Genomic DNA, 22168 nt, shown 5'->3' with positions numbered 1-22168 from the left:
TCAGGAGGGATAAATAATGACAAATCAGAATACGCCGATTGTCGGCAGTTTTGCAATAACAAAGGAGGAGTTGGGATTTCTGGCTGGACAATCCAACGAATTGCTGATTTATGAAAAGCAGACGAATTTGTCTGTTCAGACAGAAAAATCAGAAAGCCTGAACCGACTTTTAGCCAGTCCCCATGCTCAAACTATTAGTTATCTTTTGAATGAGCCAGACCTTCGTCTCCGCTTCCATACGGGTGGTGGAGCATCGATGGAAGAAATATTTTATGTTTTCCTGTCACAAAAAAATCAGATGGTTCTGGCCAACTTTACTGATTCAGAGGGACAGATAAAGTTAATTCTGTTCGCTGGCTGGGAGGCTTTTCTAAACTGGTGGATTGACATATATTGTACGGAAGACAATAATAATTATCGGGAGATTTTTCATGGTCAAGAGGATCCCGAGACAATTATTTGTGCCTTCTACTGTCTGGATCTGTATCGCCGGGCAGTGCTGGAGAGTCTGTTGAGTCATCAGAGAGTTGAAGAAATTGAACTGACTTCGAGGGACTTTATTCTGGGTTTGAAAAATGAAATTTTATCCAATGATGTTCGTTGGCTGATGCCCGCCTTTATCGCATTAACACCAGGGATGAAGAGCCATAAACTGGTTTTGTCGGCAAAGCATCTGGAGCAGATCGAAAGCCTTGGTTTTGTTAAGAAAAAAAATGAGGATGGCCAGGAAGTTTTGCTTCTGGATGATTTGTCAAAAAGCCTGGGAACAGAATTGATGACAGCCTGGATTGGAGTAGCTGGGATTGAAGCAGTAGGTCTGATTAATGGGAAGAAAAGTGTTTTGGATCGAAAGTCGGTAATTCCAACTGCCTTTACCAATCATCTGCTCTCGCTTGAAAACGAAGCTGGTAATCTTAAATTATTGCATCAGGCACTGAGTAGTGAGTACTTAAGAAAAATGTTTGAACAGTGGCGGATGTATTTAGGGAAAATCGTTGGCGGCGGTCAGAGCCAGACGGAGGAGAAAGCTGTGGCTCATTTTTGTGGCAAGTGTGGTAATCCCCTCAAGGAAGCTGCGAATTTCTGTCCCAAGTGTGGAACACCGGTAAAATAGATTAAGAAAAATTCTGGAACTTAAATTCTATTTAATAAGAAAATTTGATATTGATTTTTAAACTCTGTTAGTGTAAAATTCAAGTCGATGAAAGACTGAAAAACAGACTGTCAGGATGAGTGGCAAAACATTGACTGCACAAAAAATGTGGGCAGTGGATTAAAAGCCGGTGGCGATTAATTGCCGTATTGATTATATAAAGACAGGGGTTTTTTAAGCAAAGAAACTGAAATCTGTGTGAAAAAAGCTTATCTAATCTCAAAGTAATCAATAAAAGGTGTGAAATATTAACTTCTTGTATCCTGATTTAAGCTTCTGCAATACAGTCATCAGTGGTGTAGAAATCAGCTCAAGTGGATGTGTATTTATTCACTTGAGTTTTTTCGTGATAAACAAAGCAGTAAAATTTTATTATCAAGATATAGTGGGTTTAAATTTCAATATAATTTATTAATATTTAAATAGGATAGTGGGTGGAAATGGAAAATAAATTGATGCTAAGTGGTTTTAATAATTTGACGAAGTCCTTAAGTTTTAACATTTATGATGTATGCTATGCCAAGAGTCAGAGAGAGCAGCAGGATTATATTGCCTATATTGATGAACAGTATAATTCTGAACGATTGACCAGTATCTTATATCGGGTAACGGAGATGATTGGCGCCAAAGTGCTCAATGTCTCAACCCAGGATTACGATCCCCAGGGGGCCAGTGTTACATTTTTGATTGCGGAGGAAACCTTTTTAAGGGATTGCGGATTAAATGGCAGAGAAAATTGTGTTGCACCTGATACAGTGGTGGCTCATTTGGACAAAAGTCATGTAACCGTTCATACCTATCCGGAATTCCATCCGGATACTTCCATTGCCACTTTCAGAGTCGATATTGATGTGGCCACCTGTGGGGAAATTACGCCTTTGAGTACGCTGGATTATCTGATTGGTTCTTTTGATTCGGATATTATTACCATGGATTATCGGGTAAGGGGATTTACCAGAGATGTTTCGGGTAAGAAATTATTTATGGATCATAAAATAACGTCGATTCAGGATTATATCGATAACCGGACGCTGGAAGATTATGATGCCATTGATATCAATGTTTATCAGTCCAATATTTTTCATACCAAGATGCTCTTAAAAGAAATTAATCTTCAGAATTATCTCTTTAATACGGATGTCTATGAACTGCCGCCCAAAATGCGGCTGAAGATTACCGAAAGCATCCGGCGGGAAATGATTGAGATTTTCAGCGGCAGCAATATCTACTAAAAAGTTTTTGATAAAGCTTCGAGACTGTCAAAAAAGTTAATTATACCAACTGAGTACCGACAATTGGCTTTTCAGTTGTACCCAAGGGGGCAGACTCGCTGCATCGGGGCGAACAGTTGCACAGAAACGCTGAGATTTAGCCAATTCTATTATTGCAACTGTACGAAACCCACCAGCCTACGAAATTCAAGGGTCTGACCCCTAGGTCATTTGTCGGGACGGGGTTTATTGACACGCTGAGAGCTTTTAAAAAAAGCTTCTGTTAAATTTTTAGAAAGGGGAAGTCAGTGACGAAAAAAAATCAGGAACGAATGCCAATTATGGAAGCCTTGAAGCAGATGAAAAAAGATCGGCTGGTGCCTTTTGATGTGCCGGGTCATAAGCGGGGCAAAGGGAATAAAGAATTGACTGATTTTCTCGGTGAAGTCTGTATGTCTTTGGATGTAAACTCAATGAAGCTGTTGGATAATTTATGCCATCCCGTCTCTGTGATTCGGGAAGCGGAAGAGCTGGCAGCTGATGCTTTTGGGGCAGCGGACGCCTTTTTTATGGTGAATGGAACAACGTCGGCGGTACAGAGTATGGTGCTATCAGTCTGCAAACGGGGTGATAAGATTATTTTGCCCAGAAATGTCCATCGCAGCGTCATCAACGCCATGATTCTTTGTGGTGCAATACCGGTTTATGTTAATCCGGAGATCAATCACCGGCTGGGAATTTCTCTGGGGATGTCTGTTCCAGCAGTGAAGGAAGCGATTGAAAAAAATCCGGATGCTAAAGCAATTCTGGTGAATAATCCGACTTATTATGGGATTTGTTCGGATTTACGCACCATTGTGAAAATGGCGCATGAAAAAGGGATGCTGGCATTGGTTGATGAAGCCCATGGCACCCATTTTTATTTTGGGGAAAATATGCCGATTAGTGCTATGGCGGCCGGAGCCGATATGGCTTCTGTCAGTATGCATAAAAGTGGGGGGTCCTTAACCCAAAGTTCTTTTCTTTTGATTGGGGAGAGAATGAAAGCAGGTTATGTTCGGCAGATTATTAACCTGACTCAGACCACCAGTGGATCTTATCTGCTTTTATCAAGTCTTGATATCTCAAGGAAAAATCTGGCCCTTCATGGAAAGGAAATTTTTTCAAAAGTAACGGAGATGGCTCAGTATGCCCGGGATGAGATTAACGAAATCGGTGATTACTATGCCTACAGCAAGGAACTGATTAACGGGGACACAATTTTTGACTTTGATCAGACTAAGTTATCGGTTAATACCTTGGATTTGGGGCTGGCAGGTATCGAAGTCTATAACCTTTTGCGGGATGAATATGATATTCAAACCGAGTTTGGCGATGTGGGGAATCTCCTGGCTTATATTTCGGTGGGCGACAATAAAAAGAATCTGGAACGACTGGTAAGTGCACTGGCAGAAATCAGACGAATTTACAGAAAAGATCCGACGGGGATGGTAACCTATGAGTATATCAATCCGGAAGTGGTAGTTGGTCCCCAGGAAGCCTTTTATGGTGAAAAAATTGCGCTTCCTATCGGGGATACGGTTGGCAGAGTCTGCAGTGAATTTGTGATGTGTTATCCACCGGGAATTCCCATTCTGGCACCGGGTGAGCGAATTACCAAAGAAATTCTTGACTCGGTTACTTATATGAAGGCCAGGGGTTCTTCGATGACTGGACCGGAAGATATGAACCTGGAGTATTTAAATGTGATGGAGGGAATCTAAATGGAATTGTGGTTTTCAGAAAAGCATACACCTACGGTGAAGTTATCCATTCAGGTTGACCGTCAATTGTATTCGGGGCAAAGTGAATTCCAGCGGATTGATGTTTTTGACTCTAAGGAATTTGGACGATTTCTGACCCTTGACGGTTTTATTATGCTGACAGAAAAAGATGAATATATTTATCATGAAATGATTGTCCATGTGCCCATGTCTGTTCATCCCATGGCTAAACGTATTCTGGTGATTGGCGCCGGTGATGGCGGGGTGCTTAGGGAACTCACTAAATATCAGCAGATTGAACAGATTGATCTGGTAGAAATTGATGAGCTAGTGGTCGAAGTCTGTAAAAAATATCTGCCCCAGACAGCCTGCGGATTTAATGATGAACGGGTGCGTTTTTTTTATCAGGATGGATTAAAGTTTGTCAGACGGCATGAAAATGAATATGATTTGATTATCGTTGATTCAACCGATCCTTTTGGACCAGGAGAGGGTTTGTTCACTAAAGAATTTTATGGCAACTGCTATAAAGCTCTAAAAGAAGACGGGATGATGGTCAATCAGCATGAAAGTGCTTTTTATGCGGAAGATGCCATTGCCATGCAGCGAGCCCATAAGAGAATTGTTAATTCTTTTCCGGTCTCCCGAGTTTATCAGGCTCATATTCCAACATATCCTTCGGGCCACTGGCTCTTTGGATTTGCATCTAAAAAATATCATCCCATCGATGATCTGAAGGCGGTCAAGTGGAATGCACTGGGTTTTAAAACCCTTTACTACAATACCAGACTCCATGTTGGATCCTTTGCCCTGCCTAACTATGTCGAAGAACTGTTAAAAGAAGTGGAAAATTAAAATATAAATAATGGAGGTAATAAAATGGGAAAAGCCCTGATTATCGGATGTGGTGGAGTTGCCAGTGTAGCAATCCATAAGTGCTGTCAGAACAGCGATGTCTTTGAAGAAATAATGATCGCGTCACGAACTAAATCGAAATGTGACGCTTTAAAAGAAAAACTGGAGGGCGGAAAAACAAAAATCTCCACTGCTCAGGTGAATGCTGATAATGTGGAGGAACTGGTTAAACTGATCGAAAGTTTTAATCCGGATGTGGTTTTAAATCTGGCCCTTCCTTATCAGGACCTGACCATTATGGATGCCTGCCTGGCGACAAAAACCCATTATGTAGATACTGCTAATTACGAGCCGGAGGATACCGCCAAATTTGAATACAAATGGCAGTGGGATTACCGCAAGCGATTTGAAGAAGCTGGAATCACGGCCCTTTTAGGCAGCGGCTTTGATCCAGGAGTAACCGGAGTTTTTTCGGCTTATGCGATGAAGCATCAGTTTGACGAAATTCATACCATTGATATTCTCGATGCCAATGCCGGAGATCATGGTTATCCCTTTGCCACTAACTTCAATCCGGAAATTAATATCCGTGAAGTAACGGCCAATGGCAGTTACTGGGAAAACGGTGAGTGGGTTGAAACCGAACCCATGGCAATTAAACGCGTTTACAACTTTCCGGAAATCGGACCCAAGGATATGTATCTTCTGCATCATGAGGAACTGGAATCTCTGGCATTAAATATTAAAGGGATTAAACGCATTCGCTTTTTTATGACCTTTGGGCAAAGCTATCTGACCCATCTGAAATGTCTGGAAAATGTGGGAATGACTTCCATTGAGCCGATTGAATTTGAAGGCAAGCAAATAGTACCCCTGCAGTTTTTAAAGGCAGTCCTGCCGGACCCGGCAAGCCTTGGTCCGCGAACAGTCGGCAAGACAAATATCGGCTGTATTTTTAAAGGAATCAAGGATGGACAGGAGAAAGATTATTACCTTTACAATGTTTGTGATCACCAGGAATGTTACAGAGAAGTTGGCTCGCAAGCGATTTCTTACACGACTGGTGTACCTGCCATGATTGGAACAATGCTGATCATGGAAGGGATCTGGAAAAAGCCAGGCGTTTATAATATCGAAGAATTTGACCCAGATCCATTTATGGAAGCTTTAAATAAATGGGGACTGCCCTGGCAGGAGAGCTTTGAACCGGAATTGGTTGACTGATGGATGCTTCTTATGAGGGCGTGATTAATACCCCTGCCTATGTGGTGGATGAAAGTCTGCTTGTAAAGAATTTGAAAATTCTAAAAGATATAGAAGAAAAGGCAGGATGTAAAATTCTGCTGGCCCAAAAAGCTTTTTCTATGTTTGCTGTCTATCCACTGATTGGTCAATATCTCTCTGGAACGACGGCCAGTGGCCTTTATGAGGCTAAACTTGGTTTTGAAGAAATGGGGAAAGAAAACCATATTTTTTCACCGGCTTATCAGGACAAAGACTTTGATGAGATTTTAAAAATCTGCGATCATCTGGTTTTCAACTCTTTTGCTCAGTGGCAACAGTTTAAAGACCAGGCGCTTGAGGCCGGAAGAAGCTGTGGGATGCGAATTAATCCTGAATGTTCAACTCAGGAGCATGGAATTTACGATCCCTGTTCGCCGGGATCAAGGTTGGGGGTTACCCGGGAACAATTTAAAGCTGACCAGCTCGAGGGGCTTGACGGCCTTCATTTTCATACGCTTTGTGAACAAAATGTGGATGATTTAATTAAAACATGGGCCGCTGTGGAAGAAAAGTTTGGCGAATTTCTGCCGCAAATGAAGTGGATTAATCTGGGGGGGGGTCACCACATTACCCGTGCTGATTATGATCGTGACGCACTGATTGGCCTGATAAAGGGGATTAGAGAGAAATACAATGTGGCAGTTTATCTGGAGCCAGGTGAAGCGGTGGCTTTAAATGCGGGTTTTCTGGTGACAAGTGTCGTGGATATTGTGGATAATGGGATTCAAATTACTATCCTGGATGCTTCTGCAGCCTGCCATATGCCGGATGTGATCGAGATGCCCTATCGGCCAGATGTAATTGGAGCCGGACGTACCGGCGAAAAGGCTTATTCTTATCGCTTGGCAGGACCGACCTGCCTGGCGGGAGATGTGATTGGCGATTATTCGTTTGATCAACCGCTTAAGATTTCTGATCACCTGGTTTTTTGTGATATGGCTATTTATTCAATGGTTAAGAATAATACTTTTAACGGTATTCCGTTGCCGGATATTGTTCTGAGAACCTTGGATGGAAGATTAAAAACAGTACGGCAGTTTGGCTACGAGGATTTTAAGATGAGATTGTCGTAATAAGATATAAGATGAAAAAACTGCCGGGAGGCAGTTTTTTTGTTATACTATAACGAAAAGAAGTGTGTGGAGGCATTATGAAAGAAGAAATGATAAAAACAGTTAAAAAGGATCAGTTCGCTAAACTTCTTGGTATTGAAATTCAGAATGTTGAAGAAGGTTGGGCAGAAGTCAGGATGACCATAAAGGACGAACATCTTAACGGAATGGGTGTCGTTCAGGGAGGGGTGATTTTCACATTAGCTGATTTTGCGTTTGCGGTTGCCTCAAACTCTCGGGGGTATGCGACGGTTGGGATTCATGCCGATATCGATTATTTCCGACCACCAAGAGGGGAATGGTTGATTGCAGAGGCAAAGGAACTTAACTCCAGCAAAACACTTAGCCATTATTCTGTAATCGTGACGGATAAAGAAGGTAGACTGATTGCCCAGTTTAATGGAACTGGCTTTACAAAAGAAGGCAATAATCAATAGAAATTTTCCGGACTGATAATCAGTCGTGAAGACAGTAGGCGGATCTGTTCTTGATGTTCGGGGGTTAGAACCGATAAGTAACTTTGGAGCAGAGTGCTAAGATATAGTTCATCACCACTGAATTCAGCATTTCCTTCAACCATTGGAAACATATAATACTGATAGAATGCGGCCAGGTCAGAATTGGACAAAAGATCAAAAACTGCTTTTGCCTGGCTGATGCTAAAGAGTTGTTCGAGCAGGATTTTTTTAAAATCAATTAGTGAGTGAACTGATAATTGAATCATGGCTAACTGATCAGACTGAAAGCGACAGCTTTTGAATTCCTCGATGAATTCCTGATAATCGGAAGGGGGCATAGGCTCAGCGGTGGAAAAAAGAATCCGATTCAGGGGTTTTTCTTTATATAAAGCAAAGAATTTATCAATAGTTTTGTTTTTTAAGGCAGTGTCTAATTCAGCGGTCAGTTCTGGTAAAGCCAGCTTGAAATAGTCACAGCCTGAAGAGCTAAGATTGTGAGCCTTAAATAGGAGGACCAGTTGCTGTTCGAAAATTGCCAAGAGAGATTTCCGGTTACAGCCCTTAAACTTTTGGGCTAAAATGGATAAATCATCTGGAGTCAACGTCAAGTCGTGCAGCGGTTTTTTGAGGTAGGTACAAGCCAAAGCGTTTTTCAAGAGTTGATAGCTGATATTAATCAGCAGATCATGATAATTTTCATCGTGACTGCTTAAAACCATGTGAATTTGTTGAGGGTCAAAAGATAAACAGAAATGGTTTTCCAGTTTCAGACTGGTCAGGGTTTTTAAAAAATATTCGATGCCAGTCAGATTGGTTATTGGAACCAGGAGTGGATAATCAATATTAAGTCCGGGCAGGTCATGTGCAAAGTATCTTGGTCTGTAAGCGTTGAAGAAAGGGTGGAGTCCTTTTTCAATTGTCGATTGATAAGCGATATTATCGGTTTGCAGACGGCTTTTTTGGATCTGTTTAAAAAGTATTTGAGCAGTATAGCTTTTTTGATTAGCAATTCTTAACCCTGTATTAAAGAGAACAGTAAGGGGGCTTGTTTTAAGCGAATCAATAGCAGTTTCCGGAGAAGGCAAAGGTTTGATGGCCAGACTGATGGTGTAAAGAATTGACTTGTAGAGTGCCTCGGCCACTTCAGTTAAGACAGAAGTGCTTTGGGACCTGGTATAGGAATCGATCTGACTTTTAAGCAATTCCAACAGCTGGATTTGAATAGAATAGGAAGCCTCCTTATCAATCAGTCCATATAAATAGCCGATTCTTAAAAGGGACTGGCAGTAATTGGCTGGATCCAGACTGTTGGGATCGATAATACGGTTATGGATAACAGAATTCATAACGCTCTCCTTAGCAATCATCGTTTTCGTCGATCATTCCTGAAAAATGGCTCTTTCGGGCAAGTCGATAAAGTGTCCGGTCTTTTAGCAATTCAAGTGAGCCCTGGCAGATAGTGTCGAAAAGGTTTTTCATTATATTGATCAGTTCAAGATCGCCAAATTTTTCAAGAGTTTCTGTTTGACAGGCATAGAAAATATCGATCAGTTCTGTCACCGTCTCGAAGTAGTTTTCAGGTGTGAGGTAAGGACTTTCGGAGAATACCGTGATTATTTTTTTCGGGATCATGGCACCGGATAAATCAATTCTTCCGTGTTCTTTTAAGGATTTTTGCTGAACTAGGGCTAACTCACCGGCTTCTTCAGGGGATAATATCAGGTTATGAGCCTTAGTGAATTGGTTGCAGTCAAAGATTGTTTTTGAATTGGAAGCAAGCAGACTGGGAGATTCATAAAATGTTAAAAAAGACGACATAAACCCTCCTTAGATATTGACAAAATACAAATAATATGATATAATAATATTTTAAAGAGTAATAATTTAAGGACTACTAATAGTATATCATGAAGTGGACGCAGTTTGCAAGCTGGGGTCTTTTTTTGTTTTAACTGATGACTATGGTTAAGATAGTCGCTGATAGGAGGCCCATGGCTTTGTTTCTGTTCAGATGGAGCGCCCGGATATGATGTGTTTTATTCCGGGGACAAGGATTGTGGTAGGGTATATTATGAAGAGTACAGTCCGGAAGCATATGGCGACGGATATTTCACCTGTGTTTATTAAACAAAATAATCTTATAAATTTCTGAAAAATCGGTAAAGTTTCGACTTTGCCGATTTTTTTATTGACGGTAAAGTGCGTTTAATGTCATACTAATACGATAAGTGTTTCTATAGAAAATAATAATTTTTAATATAAGGACAGGTAGAATGGTAAATCTGACAGGACCGATGATTGCAGGAATAATGATACTTCTAGTGGTGATTGTCGTTGGGGTTTTCTTCGCGGTTAAGCGCATCAGATATTTCAGCCGGGATAAAGAAATAAGGCGTTTTAATGAACTGGTACAGCATTTTATCAGGTCGGAAGATATTCCGGTGTATCTAAAAGATGAAAAACTGAAATATATTTTTGTCAATCAGCCCATGCAGGAAATCTTCGGGGAAGCTTATGAAAATATTATAGATAAAAGCGACTTTGATTTGCTGGAAGGAGACAAAGCCCAACAGCAGTGGAATTCTGACAAAAAGGTATTGGAGCAGAGAAGTTTCGTGACAGATGAACTGATGTGGGAAGGTAATTTATATAAGCTGACTAAGTTTCCCGTTGATTTGCAAAATAGTCAATATGGAGTGGGAGCCTATGTCAGCACGGCAACCAAGAGAACCCGGGAAAAATATTTAAAAACCCTGTTGGCTCTGAATGATGGAGTCATGATTGTTGATAAAGAGGGTAAAATTGAAGTCATGAACAGTCAGGCGGAGATGATGACTGGCTGGACAACACAGGAAGCCCATGGCCTGCAATATAAAGAAGTGATGATTCTGATTCATGAGAACCCTGAGGCCATGCTGATTGATCCAATTCGAACAGTGTTTACTACAGAGCAAACAAAAGATCTGGAAAGCCATGCAATTCTGGTTTCCAGAACCGGAGCCAATTATCATCTGGAAGACACCGTAATTCCGATTAAGGATCAGGGCGGCCAATTGTCAGGAGTGGTGATGATTTTTAGGGATATCACCGATCATAAGATGAGAAACAAAGAAATGGAATATCAGACCTTTCATGATTCGCTGACCGGCCTATATAATCGAAGATACTTTGAAGAAGAGGTAAAACGCCTGGACACCGAAAGAAATCTACCCTTATCGGTTATCATGGGCGACGTTGATGGCCTGAAGTTGACTAACGATGTTTTTGGCCATAATGCGGGTGATGAACTGTTAATGAAAGTGTCGGATGTTTTTAAGAAGGTCTGCCGGGCAGATGATATTATTGCGCGCTGGGGTGGTGATGAATTTGCCATTCTTTTGCCTCAGACTAAGAATCTGGAGGCTATAAATTTATCGGAGAGAATTCGCAGTAATCTGGAAAAGGAAGAAGTAAAAGGGATCAAAGGTGTTGTATCCATGGGAATTGCCACTAAAGAAGTGGTCGAAGAGAATATTTATCAGAAGATTAATCAGGCTGAGGAGCGGATGTATACTGAAAAAACCATGGGTAAGGGAAAAGGAAACGAAGAAACCTTTAATATTATTGTTAACAGCCTCTACAGTGAGTTTCCGGAAGAGGCTCAGCATTCAAGACGGACCAGTGAGTGGAGTAAAAAAATAGCCAGAAAAATGAATTTGCCGTTGGAGGAAGTCAATAAGGTTGGAAAAGCGGCCTACCTTCATGATATCGGTAAAGTGGCCCTTGATCGGGAGGTAATTAAAAAAAGCGAGTATGGAGACGAAGACGGTTTTAAAGAAATGCAGCAGCATCCGCTGATTGGATTCAGGATTCTTAATGCCTTTGAACATACCATTGATTTGGCTGGGATTGTACTTTCTCATCATGAACGATTTGACGGCAGCGGGTATCCTCAGGCGCTAAGAGGTAAAGAAATTCCCCGTCTGGCCAGGATTATTGCTGTCGCAGAGCGGTTTGATGATATGACAATGAAAGGTGAGTTCCGGGAAGCATTGAGTGAGGAGGATGCTATCTGGGAGTTGCGGCGGAATAAAAACACCCATTATGATCCCGACGTGGTGGAAGCTCTGGCGGCTATTGTTGAAGAAAATTAAAAAATCCCCGTAAAAGGGGATTTTTTAATTGCTTTCAAAAGGTGAGTCATGATCAATACCAGTAAAAACGGAAACCAGCACGGGGTCGAATTGGCTGCCGGAACAATTGATTATTTCTTCAATAGCAGTTTGATGTGAGAGTGCTTTACGGTAGGGGCGGTCATTAGTCATTGCGTCGAAAGAATCGACAATTGTCAGAATTCTGCATTCAATAGGGATTTCTTCTCCGGTCAACCCTAAAGGATAACCGGTCCCATCCCATTTTTCCTGATGTTTTAAGATCAGGTGGGCAATATCTTTTAGTTCTATGGATTCATCGGCGATCCGGCGGCCGATGTCGCAATGGGTTTTCATCACCTTCCACTCATCTTCGGTAAGTGGGCCGGGTTTTTTTAAGATACTGTCAGGAATCCCTACTTTGCCAATGTCATGAAACTTGGTTAAAAGCTGAATACGATCAATCGTATGCTGAGGGAGTTTGAGCAGAGTACCCATTTTAGTGGCTAGTTCATGCATTCGACTGGTGTGGCCCTCGGTGATATAGTCCTTGGCTTCAAGGGCTTTCATCAGCGTTTTGACCAGATTATTTCGGGCGCTGTGTTCTTTTAAAAGTTTATTCTGGTACATGTTATTGTCGGCTTCCTGATAGAGAAAGTCAGTGTTTACATAGCCTGAGGCGTGATAAGCATAGCCGTAGGATAAAGAGATACGAATTGATTCACCCTCATCAGTGAGATATTTTGATGAAGTTTCAATCAGCTCAGCAAGGGCTTCCTCAATTCGTTCTGCTTTCTGATCGATGATAATAACCCCGAACTCATCACCGCCAACCCGGGAAATCAGCCCCAGGGATTTAAAGGCGGAGCTAATCATTCCGGCGGTTGCAATAATAATCTGATCTCCGATCAGGTGACCCAGGGTGTCATTGATCATTTTTAGGCCGTCGATATCAATCAGGACAATCGTCAGATCTTCGATTATTTGTTCATTGATATCATCCAAAGAATTTTCAAAATAGCGTCGATTGTAAAGCTGGGTTAAAGTATCCTTTCTGGTCAGGTCCCGAAGCTGTTTTTCAAGCAGAATCGGTTCAGTCATATCGCGGATAATGATCAGCACTTCTGAAAATTTGGATATTTGCGCTCTGACCTCGAAATACCTGGTTTTACGCTCGATGGGGATGAAGAAATAATAAGTCATCAGGCGTTTTTTCCTGATGACCTCAGCAATAACAGATTTGAGATCTTCCATAATGATTTGATTGCGCATGATATTTTGTGTGTTTATCATATTGCTGGCAATTTGACCGCTGAATGGCGAAATTCGACCATCTTCCTCGCTGATTAACAGGATGTCGGGAATGGTTTCAATTAGTGCCTGTTGCTGGCTGTTAATGATCTCCAGGTCGTGAAGTTTTGTCTGCAGCTCCGAGTAATAATTTTTTTTAAATGATTCTTCACCCAGTCCGATAATTGCTTCGCGGGTGATATTTTTATTCTTTTTTGTCATCAATAATCCTCCTGTAAATCAGGTTGACTTCCTGGTTGGTTAAGGTTTTTGGGTTGGTTACCATACAGGGGTCAGATAAAGCGTTTTCGACCAGGGCATCAATAGTTTTTGTATTCAAATTGGCAACTTTTACTTTGGCGGGGATGCCAAGATTTTCTCGAAGTTGGGCGATAACTGTTGTAAGAGACTGGAGGATTTCATCATTTTCAAGCGCATCGGTATTAATGCCCATATGGCGGGCTATTTCATTGTAGCGATCCGGAGCAGTTGGATAATTAAGTTTGATGAGGTGCTCTAAAAGGATGCTGTTACATTCGCCGTGAGCAAGGTCGAGATATCCTCCCAATGCATGCGCCATTGCGTGTACACCACCTAGACTGGCATTGGAAAAGGCCAGTCCAGCCTGGAGTGAGCCTAGCATTATCTGGAATTTGGTCTCGAGTGAGGCATCAGCTTCGACAGATGCGGCCAGATTATCAGAAAGCAGAGAAATAGCTTCAATGGCGTGGACATCAGTCAGGGCGGAATGAGCGGTGGATACATAGGCTTCGATAGCGTGTGTTAAGGCATCCATTCCGGTACAGGCGGTCAGATAGGGGTTCATGGTCATCAGCGGAACCGGGTCGATTAAAGCCAAATCAGGAACTACTTTCTTGCTGATGATGGCCTTTTTGGATTTTGTATGGGAATCAGCGATAATGGCAAATTGAGAAACATCGGCAGAAGATCCGGCAGTCGTGGGAATGCAGATTAGAGGCGGTCCCGGCATTTTAACCTGATCGACACCTTCGTAATCAAGAATATTTCCACCATTGCTGGCAACAATGCTTATGCCTTTGGCGCAGTCAATAGATGAGCCGCCGCCGACAGCAATGAGCAAGTCGCATTGTTCGGAAAGGAAAAGCTCAGCGCCAATCATCACTTCGAAATCTTTAGGGTTGGCAGTGTAGCCATCAAATAGAATCAGGTTCTGGGCTTCGGAAAGGATTGTCGATTTAAGGGATTTAAACCAGTCAAACTGACGGAGGATCTGATCGGCGACAAGCATCGGCTTTTTAGAGTTAAAGTGGGAAATATATCGTCCAATTAAGAGGCGCGCATCGGTCCCTATGATAATTTCAGGAATAACGAATTTTCTTAATTCTAGTATTGAATAATTCATAAAACACCTCCGTAGTTTGTCTTTAACTTATTATTTTTATTATACCGTATAAGAAAGATTTTAAACGGATTTTTTAATATTCACAAAGAAAACAGATTTAACAGAATGTTTACAAAAGACTGATGACAGTTTTGGGCTATCTAATTTATAATAATACAGTTAGATGATTAAGTCGCCTGAAAATTCAGGTAATTTTTAGTGATTATTATGAAAAATCCGGGGATTGATGTGAGGAGAAATGATTTGGGGAAGGTTATTAGTTTGAAAATAAATAAATTGGCAGATCTGGCAGAAGAATTGTTTCATGATATTCTGCAGAAAAAAGAGATAGAAACTGTATTTCAGCCCATTGTGTCTATAAAAAGTGGCAGGATCTTTGGGTATGAGGCCTTGAGTCGTGGACCGGTTCATACTCCTCTGCATTTTCCGGATGAATTGTTTAATTATGCGGAAAAACTGGGGAAAGTCTGGGAACTGGAATATTTGTGCCGGACTAAAGCCCTGGAATCTGCAATGGTTCAAAAAATTAATGGGCGGCTTTTCCTCAATGTTAATCCTAATATTATGAAAGACGATGAATTTAAAAAAGGTTTTACCCGTGAATATTTAAACCGCTTTTCAATCGACCCTAAACAAATAGTTTTTGAAATTACAGAACGGGAAGCGATCGATAATATGGCTGATTTTATCAATATTATTAGTCATTACAAAGAACAGGATTACCGAATAGCAATTGATGACGCTGGGGCCGGGTATTCAGGTCTTAACCTGATTTCAGATATTCATCCTAATTTTATTAAACTTGATATGAAGCTTGTCCGCAATGTCGATAAAGATATGACTAAACAGTCGCTGATTCGTTCACTCAATGAGTTTGCCCGGTTTACCGGGACATCTCTGATTGCAGAGGGTATCGAAACAGAGGAAGAGTTGGAAGCGCTGATTGAAATTGGTGTGGAATATGGACAGGGATATCTGATTCAAAGACCGCATCCGAAAATTAAAGAAATTGATGCCTATATTGTTGAGCGGATTAAAATTGAGAACGACAAGAAAATTGGAACTCGTCATGAATTGCGGCAGCAGATAAAAGTTGATGATATCTGTCGGATGGTTAAATTTATTTCTCCCGATATGCTGGTTTCTGATGTCTATGCGATGTTTGAGGAAGATCCCCGAATTTCGGGTTACTGTATTGTGAAAAAATCCATGCCAATTGGAGTAATTACCAGAAATGACCTGTATCGGAAAATCAGCGGCCAGTTTGGTTATACTCTTTATGCCAATAAGCCAGTCAGTAAGATTATGGATACCGACTTTACATTGGTGGATTATCAGTCAACCATTGATGCAACTGGAAAAATTGCCATGGATCGGGATCCGGAAAAGATATATGATTTTGTAATTGTGACCAATCGGGGCCGATATTATGGTGTGGTGACGGTTAAAGATCTGATGGAAAAACTGATTGAAATGGAATTTGTTTATGCAAAACATCTTAATCCGCTGACGGAACTGCCAGGAAATATTATGATTGAAGAGAAACTTACCACCTTAATTAAAAACGGTGAAGATATGAGTGTGCTATACTTTGATCTGGATAATTTTAAAGTATATAATGATGTATATGGATTTGAAAAAGGAGATGTTGTTTTAAAGGAATTCAGTTTTCTTTTGAGAAGAGAACTGGCTGGTTCTTTTATCGGCCATATCGGCGGCGATGATTTTGTTGCTGTAGTCCCTTGGAATCAGGCAGAATTAAGATGCCAGGCCATTATTGAGGCCTTTGATTTGTCTGTAAGAAGCTTTTATCGTGAGGAAGACATTGAAAAAGGTTTTATTTTAGCCAGGAATCGACATGATGAAGAAGAAGCCTTCCCCTTGTTGTCGGTATCCATTGCTGGTGTCCGGACGATGCGTTATAAAAATATTTATGAACTGAGTGAAGTCGCGGCAAAAGTTAAAAAAATCTGTAAAAAAAGATCGGGCAGTCAGTATTGTCTGAAAGTTCGGTGTGATGATGAGGGGTTAAGATGAATTTGTATGAATTGCCATTTTTGCCTTTAAAAGAAGAGAAACTTGATATTCTTTTTAAAGACCAATCAATCCGGGTGGAACGTATTATCAGTACCGGCCAGAACAGTGACTGGTATGATCAGGACGAAAATGAACTAGTGTTTCTTTTAGAGGGGGAAGCAAAACTGGAGTTTGACAATAGTCGGATTGAAGTAATGAGAAAAGGCGATTTTCTGGAAATAAAAGCTCACGAAAAACATCGTGTAGTCTATACATCGACCTCTCCGCCTTGTATCTGGCTGTGTATTTTTCGCGAATCAATGAGCCATGCAGTATACAAAGAATAAAAAGAGATGAAAACCTTACTTGCTGGGTTTTCATCTCTTTTTATTCTTTGTTAGGAAGGATCCATATGGCGACTGACGCGACGAGGTGGAGAGTTAACGGAACCGAGTACCGCATGGTTCGTTGTTTCGCAGAAATAGATTTCAAAGAAAAAATGTTTTGAATATATAACAATGTGTGTGATTTTAATTTTTATTGGGTATACCATAATAAGTAGAACCTAAAAAATAAGGAGGATTTATTTTTATGGCACAGTATCATGAACCGGTTGAACAATTGGATGAAAAGACGATGAATATCACGCGGGCAATTAACAGCCTCAAGGAAGAACTGGAAGCTGTTGATTGGTATAATCAGCGTGTTGCCGCGACAAATGATCCCGAACTGAAAGGGATTATGGCGCATAATCGTGATGAAGAAATTGAGCACGCCTGCATGACGATTGAATGGCTTCGACGTAATATGGATAAATGGGATAATGAGTTGAGAACTTATCTTTTTATAGAGGGTTCTATTCTGGAAGCAGAAGATGGTGAAGATGCGGGCTCTGAGCTGTCAGCTGGTCTAACTATTGGTGATTTAAAATAGAATATTATATATAGGAGGAAGATTATGTTAAAGAGAGAAATGGCACCCTTAACCCAGCTGGCATGGAGTGAAATTGATGGTCGGGCAGAGGAAGTGTTGAAAAGTCGTTTAACTGCAAGAAAGGCTGTTAAGGTTGAGGGGCCCAAAGGTCTGGATTTTACAAGTATTTCTGAAGGTCGTCTGAATTTAACAGATGATACAGATGAGATGGTTAAAACAGGAGTATTCTCAGTTAAGCCCTTAACAGAAGTTCGCGTATCCTTTAGTGTAAATCGTTGGGAAATGGATAATTTAACTCGTGGTGCTAAAGATATAGATCTATCAAACCTCGAAGAAGCGGTTAAAAAAATTGCGGAGTTTGAAGAAAAAGCGGTTTACTATGGCTATGAACCTGGTTTCATCGATGGATTAGATGGCGCAGGGGGAAATAAAAAAATTTCTTTTGGTAAAAAAGATTCAGAAATAATGGAAGCAATCTCAAAAGGAATCATAATCCTGAAAGAAAAATTTGAAGCCGGACCCTTTGTTTTGATTGTTGGTGAGGAAGCATATAATCGTCTAAACACGAGTTCACAAGGTTATCCACTTATAAAAAGGATTGAATCCCTGATCGGCGGAAAGATTCTTTTGAGCACTGTTTTAGAAGGTGCTTTCTTGATTCCTTACGACAATGGGAATCTTGAATTAACCATTGGCCAGGATTATGCAATCGGTTTTGAATCTTATGATGCGAAAAATATCAATTTGTTTATTACCGAAAGTTTTACTTTCCGTATTCTGGATGAAAATATTATCCTTTCCTACACCCTTTAATTTCCAATAGCAAATAAAGAAAAGTAGAATAAAGAAAAGCAGTTTGTTTCATTACCAGTCTCTGGTTGGACAAAACTGCTTTTTTAAAACGGTTTTTGATTGTTTAGAAAAAGCAGTTTGGAAATGATTATAATGAAAATCATTGATGAAAAATAATATAATAACTGATAGAATTGTAATATCTTATCAGGAGATGAAAAACAATGTCAGAACAAAAAATAATAATTTTACCGGATGGTCCATATCTGGTTTATGGACAGATTTTACTTAGTGAAAAAATTATTAAAAAAGGAAAGGAGGGATATATCCTGGAGGAAGGTCGGGAACTCCCGCAACAGGAAAATGTGGCTCTATGTCGATGTGGACATTCTAAAAATCCGCCTTTTTGTGATGGTGAACACGACAACTGCGGGTTTGATGGTCAGGAAACTGCAAGCAATGACGATTTTAATGATCGGGCTGAGAGAATTGAAGGACCGGACCTGATTTTAATGGATGATCACCGCTGCGCTTTGGCCCGGTTTTGCCATCGAAAAAGTGGTAGTGCCTGGGAACTGGTGAAAAAGTCAGATGATGCTTTTTTAAAAAAGGAAGCAATTTTGGCATCGCTTGAGTGTCCAGCCGGACGTCTTGTGCCGCTTGAGAAAAATGGAGAAGGCATGGAAGAAAATGTGGAGCCTGAAATAACTATTCTTCAGGACCCAGAGAAGAAAGTCAGTGGTGGGATTTTTGTCAGAGGCCGGATTGAGATTATATCGGCTTCAGGAAAAAGTTACGAAATAAGAGATCGTGTCACCTTGTGTCGATGCGGGAAATCCGAAAATAAACCATTTTGTGATGCGAAACATATTGAGGTGCATTATTGTGACAGCGAAAAAAAGTTTAGGATTGATTATTGACATATGTTTATAATTGCGTATAATATAAGTATTGGCAAACAGAAATTGAGGTGATTGATTATGCCAAGACCAGTAAAAAGAAGAAAAGTATGCTGTTTGCCGGAAACAAACCTTTTTGGACCTTTAAACAGTCGAGGATCTGAGAATGATGTGATTGTAATGACTGTTGAAGAATATGAAACCATTCGCCTGATCGATCACGAAGGCTTGATGCAGGAGGAGTGTGCTCAAAGCATGAACGTCGCACGGACGACAGTCCAGCGGATTTATAATGAGGCCAGAAAAAAAATAGCCGATGCCATTGTAAATGGTTCGGTGATTAAAATTGAAGGTGGGAATTATAAGCTTTGCGATGATGCATTGGAAAATGAACAGACCGGCTGTGGACGGTGTCGCAGACATCGCCAGTCAATAGGATAAGGAGTAAAAAATGAAAATTGCAATACCAGTAGATGAAAACACAATCGATACAGAAGTTTGTATGTCTTTTGGACGGGCCCCCTATTTTTATATTTATGATACCCAGGAAAAACAGGGAGACTTCTTAGCCAATGAGGCAGCGACTGCCCAGGGCGGTGCTGGAATTAAGGCAGCTCAGATTATTGTTGATACTGGTGCAAATGTTCTGATTACGCCCAGATGTGGTGAGAATGCGGCAGATGTATTCAAACAGGCAGAGATAAAATTATATAAAAACAAAAATGAATCGATAGAAGATAATGTTAAAGCGTATCAGGGTGGAAGTTTAGAAGAACTGACAAATATCCATCCAGGATTTCATGGACATGGGGGAAACTAAGCATGAAAATTGAACTGATCAATGGTATTTCTAGTGGAACAAAAGAAATTCTTGCCCGAAAAGTGGGAGATCGAAAAGTGGCCGAGCGTGTTCTTGAAGATGAATTTACGGCAGTTGGTCTATGTCAGGGAACGGTGATTGAAGTGATTGTCAGTAGTGATATTGCTGAAAAAACGTCGGAAGTGATAGTGTCAGAAATCCACGGACTCTGTCCCCAGCATATTACAACGCTAGGTGTTTTTGGCGATATTACCGCTGTAGAAGCGGCGCTTTCAGCGATTGAAAGAAGGATGAACAAGTGAAAATAGCAGTCCTTAGCGGCAAAGGTGGAACGGGAAAAACCCTTGTTTCGACCAATCTCGCTGCTATGGCAGGGTCTGCCGCTTACCTCGATTGTGATGTTGAGGAGCCAAATGGCCATCTCTTTTTCAAACCACAGTCTGTTATAAGTACAGATGTTACAGTAAAAATTCCGGTAGTCGATGAAGATTTATGCAAGGGCTGCCGGGTCTGTGTTGATTTTTGCAAATTCAATGCCCTCGCATCAATTGTCAACAAGCTAATTGTTTTTGACGAGATTTGTCACTCCTGCGGCGGCTGTATAATACTTTGTCCTCAAAAAGCTTTGACCGAAAAAGACAAAGTCATTGGAAAAATAAAAGCTGGGGTTTCTGAACAGGTCAAAGTCTTTTCAGGTATATTGAATACCGGGGAAGCTTCAGGAACACCGATTATAAAAGCGCTTCTTGAGCAGGTAAAAGACAGTGATGAAACAGTCCTGATTGACTGTCCGCCAGGCAGTGCATGTATCGTGATGGAAAGTATTCGTGATGCGGACTTCTGTGTCCTGGTTGCTGAGCCGACCCTATTTGGACTTCATAATATGCAGATGGTCTATGAACTGGTGAAATTATTTAATAAACCCCATGGGATTATCATCAACAAGTGTCTTGAAGATGACAATCCCATCGAAAAGTTTGCCCGTCTAAGCCGGATTCCGATTCTGGGTCAGATCCCTTTTAACCGATCTCTGGGGAAAATGGCTTCAAACGGTGAGATTGTGGCCAGGGTGGATAGTCGATATCAAAAAATGTTTCAGGAGTTTCTGGGGAAAATAAAGGAGGCGATTGATCATGAAACAGTTGCTGGTGCTTAGCGGTAAGGGCGGAACCGGGAAAACGACAGTTGCCAGTGCTTTTATTCGCTTATCAAAAGCTTTGGCTTATGCCGATTGTGATGTTGATGCCCCCAATCTTCATTTGATTATGGAAAATGAAGGTCAAAAAAAAGAGACCGACTTCTATGGGATGGGAAAAGCATTAATTGCTCAGGACATCTGTATAAAATGCGGCGCCTGCAAATTCCTTTGCCGGTTTGATTCGGTGATTGAAAAGGATGGCTTTACGATTGATCCCTATGCCTGTGAAGGTTGCGGAGTTTGTGAGGCATTTTGTCCAGCTAAAGCTATTTCCATGAATCAGCGGGTTGACGGGGATCTGATTCTATATACTGGGGATGCGGTCTTTTCGACAGCTAAACTTAAGATGGGTAGTGGGACAACGGGCCTTTTAGTAACGGAGGTCAAGAAACAAATGCGTGCAGCCCTGAAGAAGGATGTGGATTTGGCAATTATTGATGGGTCGCCGGGGATTGGCTGTCCGGTGATTGCCTCGCTAAGCGGGGTAGACCTGGTTTTGATTGTCACTGAACCTTCAATTTCAGGGATTAGTGATCTGGAAAGAATCGTTAAAACAGCCCGAGTTTTTCATACTAAAACAGTGGTTTGTGTTAACAAGGCTGATACCAGTCCAGAGAATACTGAAAAAATAAAGGACTATTGCAGGCAGGAAGAACTTTCATTTATGGGCGAAATTCCCTATGACCAGTGTGCAGTTCAGGCTGTCAATGACGGTAAAACCGTTGTTGATAAGGAATGTCCAGCCGGTTTTGCTGTTAGAGATGTTTTTAATCAGACACTTAAGGTACTCTATCAAAAAAATTGATTAAAACTTAGTGGAATAAGTGAGAAATTGGTGCGTGTAAATTTCGCAACTAGAGAATAAACGAT

At 41.0% G+C, this 22168-nt stretch carries 22 protein-coding genes; 18 read left to right on the top strand and 4 right to left on the bottom strand.

Annotated features, from left to right (window positions below):
• The first annotated feature begins 16 nt into the window (after positions 1-16).
• The 7 genes from Q5O24_14605 (at position 17) to Q5O24_14575 (ending at position 7815) form a co-directional block, all read left to right on the top strand.
• Positions 17-1114, top strand: a complete 1098-nt coding sequence (locus Q5O24_14605; GenBank protein WKY47560.1) for a zinc ribbon domain-containing protein — start codon at positions 17-19, stop codon at positions 1112-1114.
• A 479-nt stretch (positions 1115-1593) separates the two neighbouring features.
• Positions 1594-2385: an adenosylmethionine decarboxylase gene (gene speD, locus Q5O24_14600; GenBank protein ID WKY47559.1), complete on the top strand. Its 792-nt coding sequence runs from the start codon at positions 1594-1596 to the stop codon at positions 2383-2385.
• A gap of 311 nt (positions 2386-2696) precedes the next feature.
• The gene (locus Q5O24_14595) at positions 2697-4127 is read left to right on the top strand and encodes an aminotransferase class I/II-fold pyridoxal phosphate-dependent enzyme (GenBank protein ID WKY49268.1); all 1431 of its coding nucleotides are present in this window, start codon (positions 2697-2699) and stop codon (positions 4125-4127) included.
• The gene (gene speE, locus Q5O24_14590; GenBank protein WKY47558.1) at positions 4128-4982 is read left to right on the top strand and encodes a polyamine aminopropyltransferase; all 855 of its coding nucleotides are present in this window, start codon (positions 4128-4130) and stop codon (positions 4980-4982) included.
• Between the two features lie 24 nt (positions 4983-5006).
• Complete coding sequence (locus Q5O24_14585) at positions 5007-6206, top strand: saccharopine dehydrogenase family protein (GenBank protein ID WKY47557.1); 1200 nt, start codon at positions 5007-5009, stop codon at positions 6204-6206.
• Positions 6206-7339, top strand: coding sequence for a carboxynorspermidine decarboxylase (gene nspC, locus Q5O24_14580; protein WKY47556.1), 1134 nt, complete (start codon positions 6206-6208; stop codon positions 7337-7339). The genes Q5O24_14585 and nspC overlap by 1 nt, the downstream gene beginning before the upstream one ends.
• A 77-nt stretch (positions 7340-7416) precedes the next feature.
• Entirely contained in the window at positions 7417-7815 is a 399-nt protein-coding gene (locus Q5O24_14575; protein WKY47555.1) for a PaaI family thioesterase, read from the top strand.
• Here the strand turns inward: Q5O24_14575 and Q5O24_14570 are convergent.
• Together Q5O24_14570 and Q5O24_14565 are read right to left on the bottom strand one after the other, a co-directional pair.
• Positions 7809-9203, bottom strand: coding sequence for a DUF6179 domain-containing protein (locus Q5O24_14570; protein WKY47554.1), 1395 nt, complete (start codon positions 9201-9203; stop codon positions 7809-7811). The genes Q5O24_14575 and Q5O24_14570 overlap by 7 nt on opposite strands.
• Positions 9193-9654 carry a DUF6323 family protein gene (locus tag Q5O24_14565; GenBank protein ID WKY47553.1) on the bottom strand — a complete coding sequence of 154 codons (462 nt, stop codon included), beginning with the start codon at positions 9652-9654 and terminating at the stop codon, positions 9193-9195. Before Q5O24_14565 ends, Q5O24_14570 begins: the two co-directional genes overlap by 11 nt.
• A 455-nt stretch (positions 9655-10109) precedes the next feature.
• On the opposite strand from Q5O24_14565, the gene Q5O24_14560 reads away from it, so the two are divergent.
• A complete protein-coding gene (locus Q5O24_14560; protein ID WKY47552.1) occupies positions 10110-11969 on the top strand; it encodes a diguanylate cyclase in 1860 nt (619 codons plus the stop codon).
• 24 nt (positions 11970-11993) lie between these two features.
• Here Q5O24_14560 and Q5O24_14555 read toward each other — a convergent pair whose 3' ends face one another.
• Positions 11994-13478, bottom strand: coding sequence for a diguanylate cyclase (locus Q5O24_14555; GenBank protein ID WKY47551.1), 1485 nt, complete (start codon positions 13476-13478; stop codon positions 11994-11996).
• Complete coding sequence (locus Q5O24_14550) at positions 13462-14640, bottom strand: iron-containing alcohol dehydrogenase (GenBank protein ID WKY47550.1); 1179 nt, start codon at positions 14638-14640, stop codon at positions 13462-13464. Before Q5O24_14550 ends, Q5O24_14555 begins: the two co-directional genes overlap by 17 nt.
• A 207-nt stretch (positions 14641-14847) precedes the next feature.
• Here Q5O24_14550 and Q5O24_14545 point away from each other — a divergent pair, with 207 nt between their 5' ends.
• From Q5O24_14545 to Q5O24_14500, 10 genes are all read left to right on the top strand, one after another.
• The gene (locus Q5O24_14545) at positions 14848-16677 is read left to right on the top strand and encodes a GGDEF domain-containing protein (GenBank protein ID WKY49267.1); all 1830 of its coding nucleotides are present in this window, start codon (positions 14848-14850) and stop codon (positions 16675-16677) included.
• Entirely contained in the window at positions 16674-17003 is a 330-nt protein-coding gene (locus Q5O24_14540; protein ID WKY47549.1) for a cupin domain-containing protein, read from the top strand. The genes Q5O24_14545 and Q5O24_14540 overlap by 4 nt, the downstream gene beginning before the upstream one ends.
• 244 nt (positions 17004-17247) lie before the next feature.
• Positions 17248-17589 (top strand): ferritin-like domain-containing protein, encoded by a 342-nt coding sequence (locus tag Q5O24_14535; protein WKY47548.1) that lies wholly within the window; start codon positions 17248-17250, stop codon positions 17587-17589.
• Positions 17590-17613: 24 nt separating this feature from the next.
• A complete protein-coding gene (locus tag Q5O24_14530) occupies positions 17614-18402 on the top strand; it encodes a family 1 encapsulin nanocompartment shell protein (GenBank protein WKY47547.1) in 789 nt (262 codons plus the stop codon).
• Between the two features lie 203 nt (positions 18403-18605).
• Complete coding sequence (locus Q5O24_14525) at positions 18606-19301, top strand: CDGSH iron-sulfur domain-containing protein (GenBank protein ID WKY47546.1); 696 nt, start codon at positions 18606-18608, stop codon at positions 19299-19301.
• A 60-nt stretch (positions 19302-19361) separates the two neighbouring features.
• Complete coding sequence (locus Q5O24_14520; GenBank protein WKY47545.1) at positions 19362-19721, top strand: DUF134 domain-containing protein; 360 nt, start codon at positions 19362-19364, stop codon at positions 19719-19721.
• A gap of 10 nt (positions 19722-19731) precedes the next feature.
• On the top strand, positions 19732-20100 hold the full coding sequence (locus Q5O24_14515) for a NifB/NifX family molybdenum-iron cluster-binding protein (GenBank protein ID WKY47544.1): 369 nt from the start codon (positions 19732-19734) through the stop codon (positions 20098-20100).
• Between the two features lie 2 nt (positions 20101-20102).
• Complete coding sequence (locus Q5O24_14510) at positions 20103-20402, top strand: BMC domain protein (GenBank protein WKY47543.1); 300 nt, start codon at positions 20103-20105, stop codon at positions 20400-20402.
• Complete coding sequence (locus Q5O24_14505) at positions 20399-21256, top strand: ATP-binding protein (GenBank protein ID WKY47542.1); 858 nt, start codon at positions 20399-20401, stop codon at positions 21254-21256. Before Q5O24_14510 ends, Q5O24_14505 begins: the two co-directional genes overlap by 4 nt.
• Entirely contained in the window at positions 21234-22103 is an 870-nt protein-coding gene (locus Q5O24_14500; protein ID WKY47541.1) for an ATP-binding protein, read from the top strand. Before Q5O24_14505 ends, Q5O24_14500 begins: the two co-directional genes overlap by 23 nt.
• Positions 22104-22168 lie beyond the last annotated feature (65 nt).

The sequence above is a fragment of the Eubacteriaceae bacterium ES3 genome (genome assembly GCA_030586155.1).
Lineage (GTDB): Bacteria > Bacillota > Clostridia > Eubacteriales > Eubacteriaceae > Acetobacterium.
Note: the sequence above shows the minus strand (reverse complement) of the source record. Positions and strands in the feature narration are given on the sequence as shown.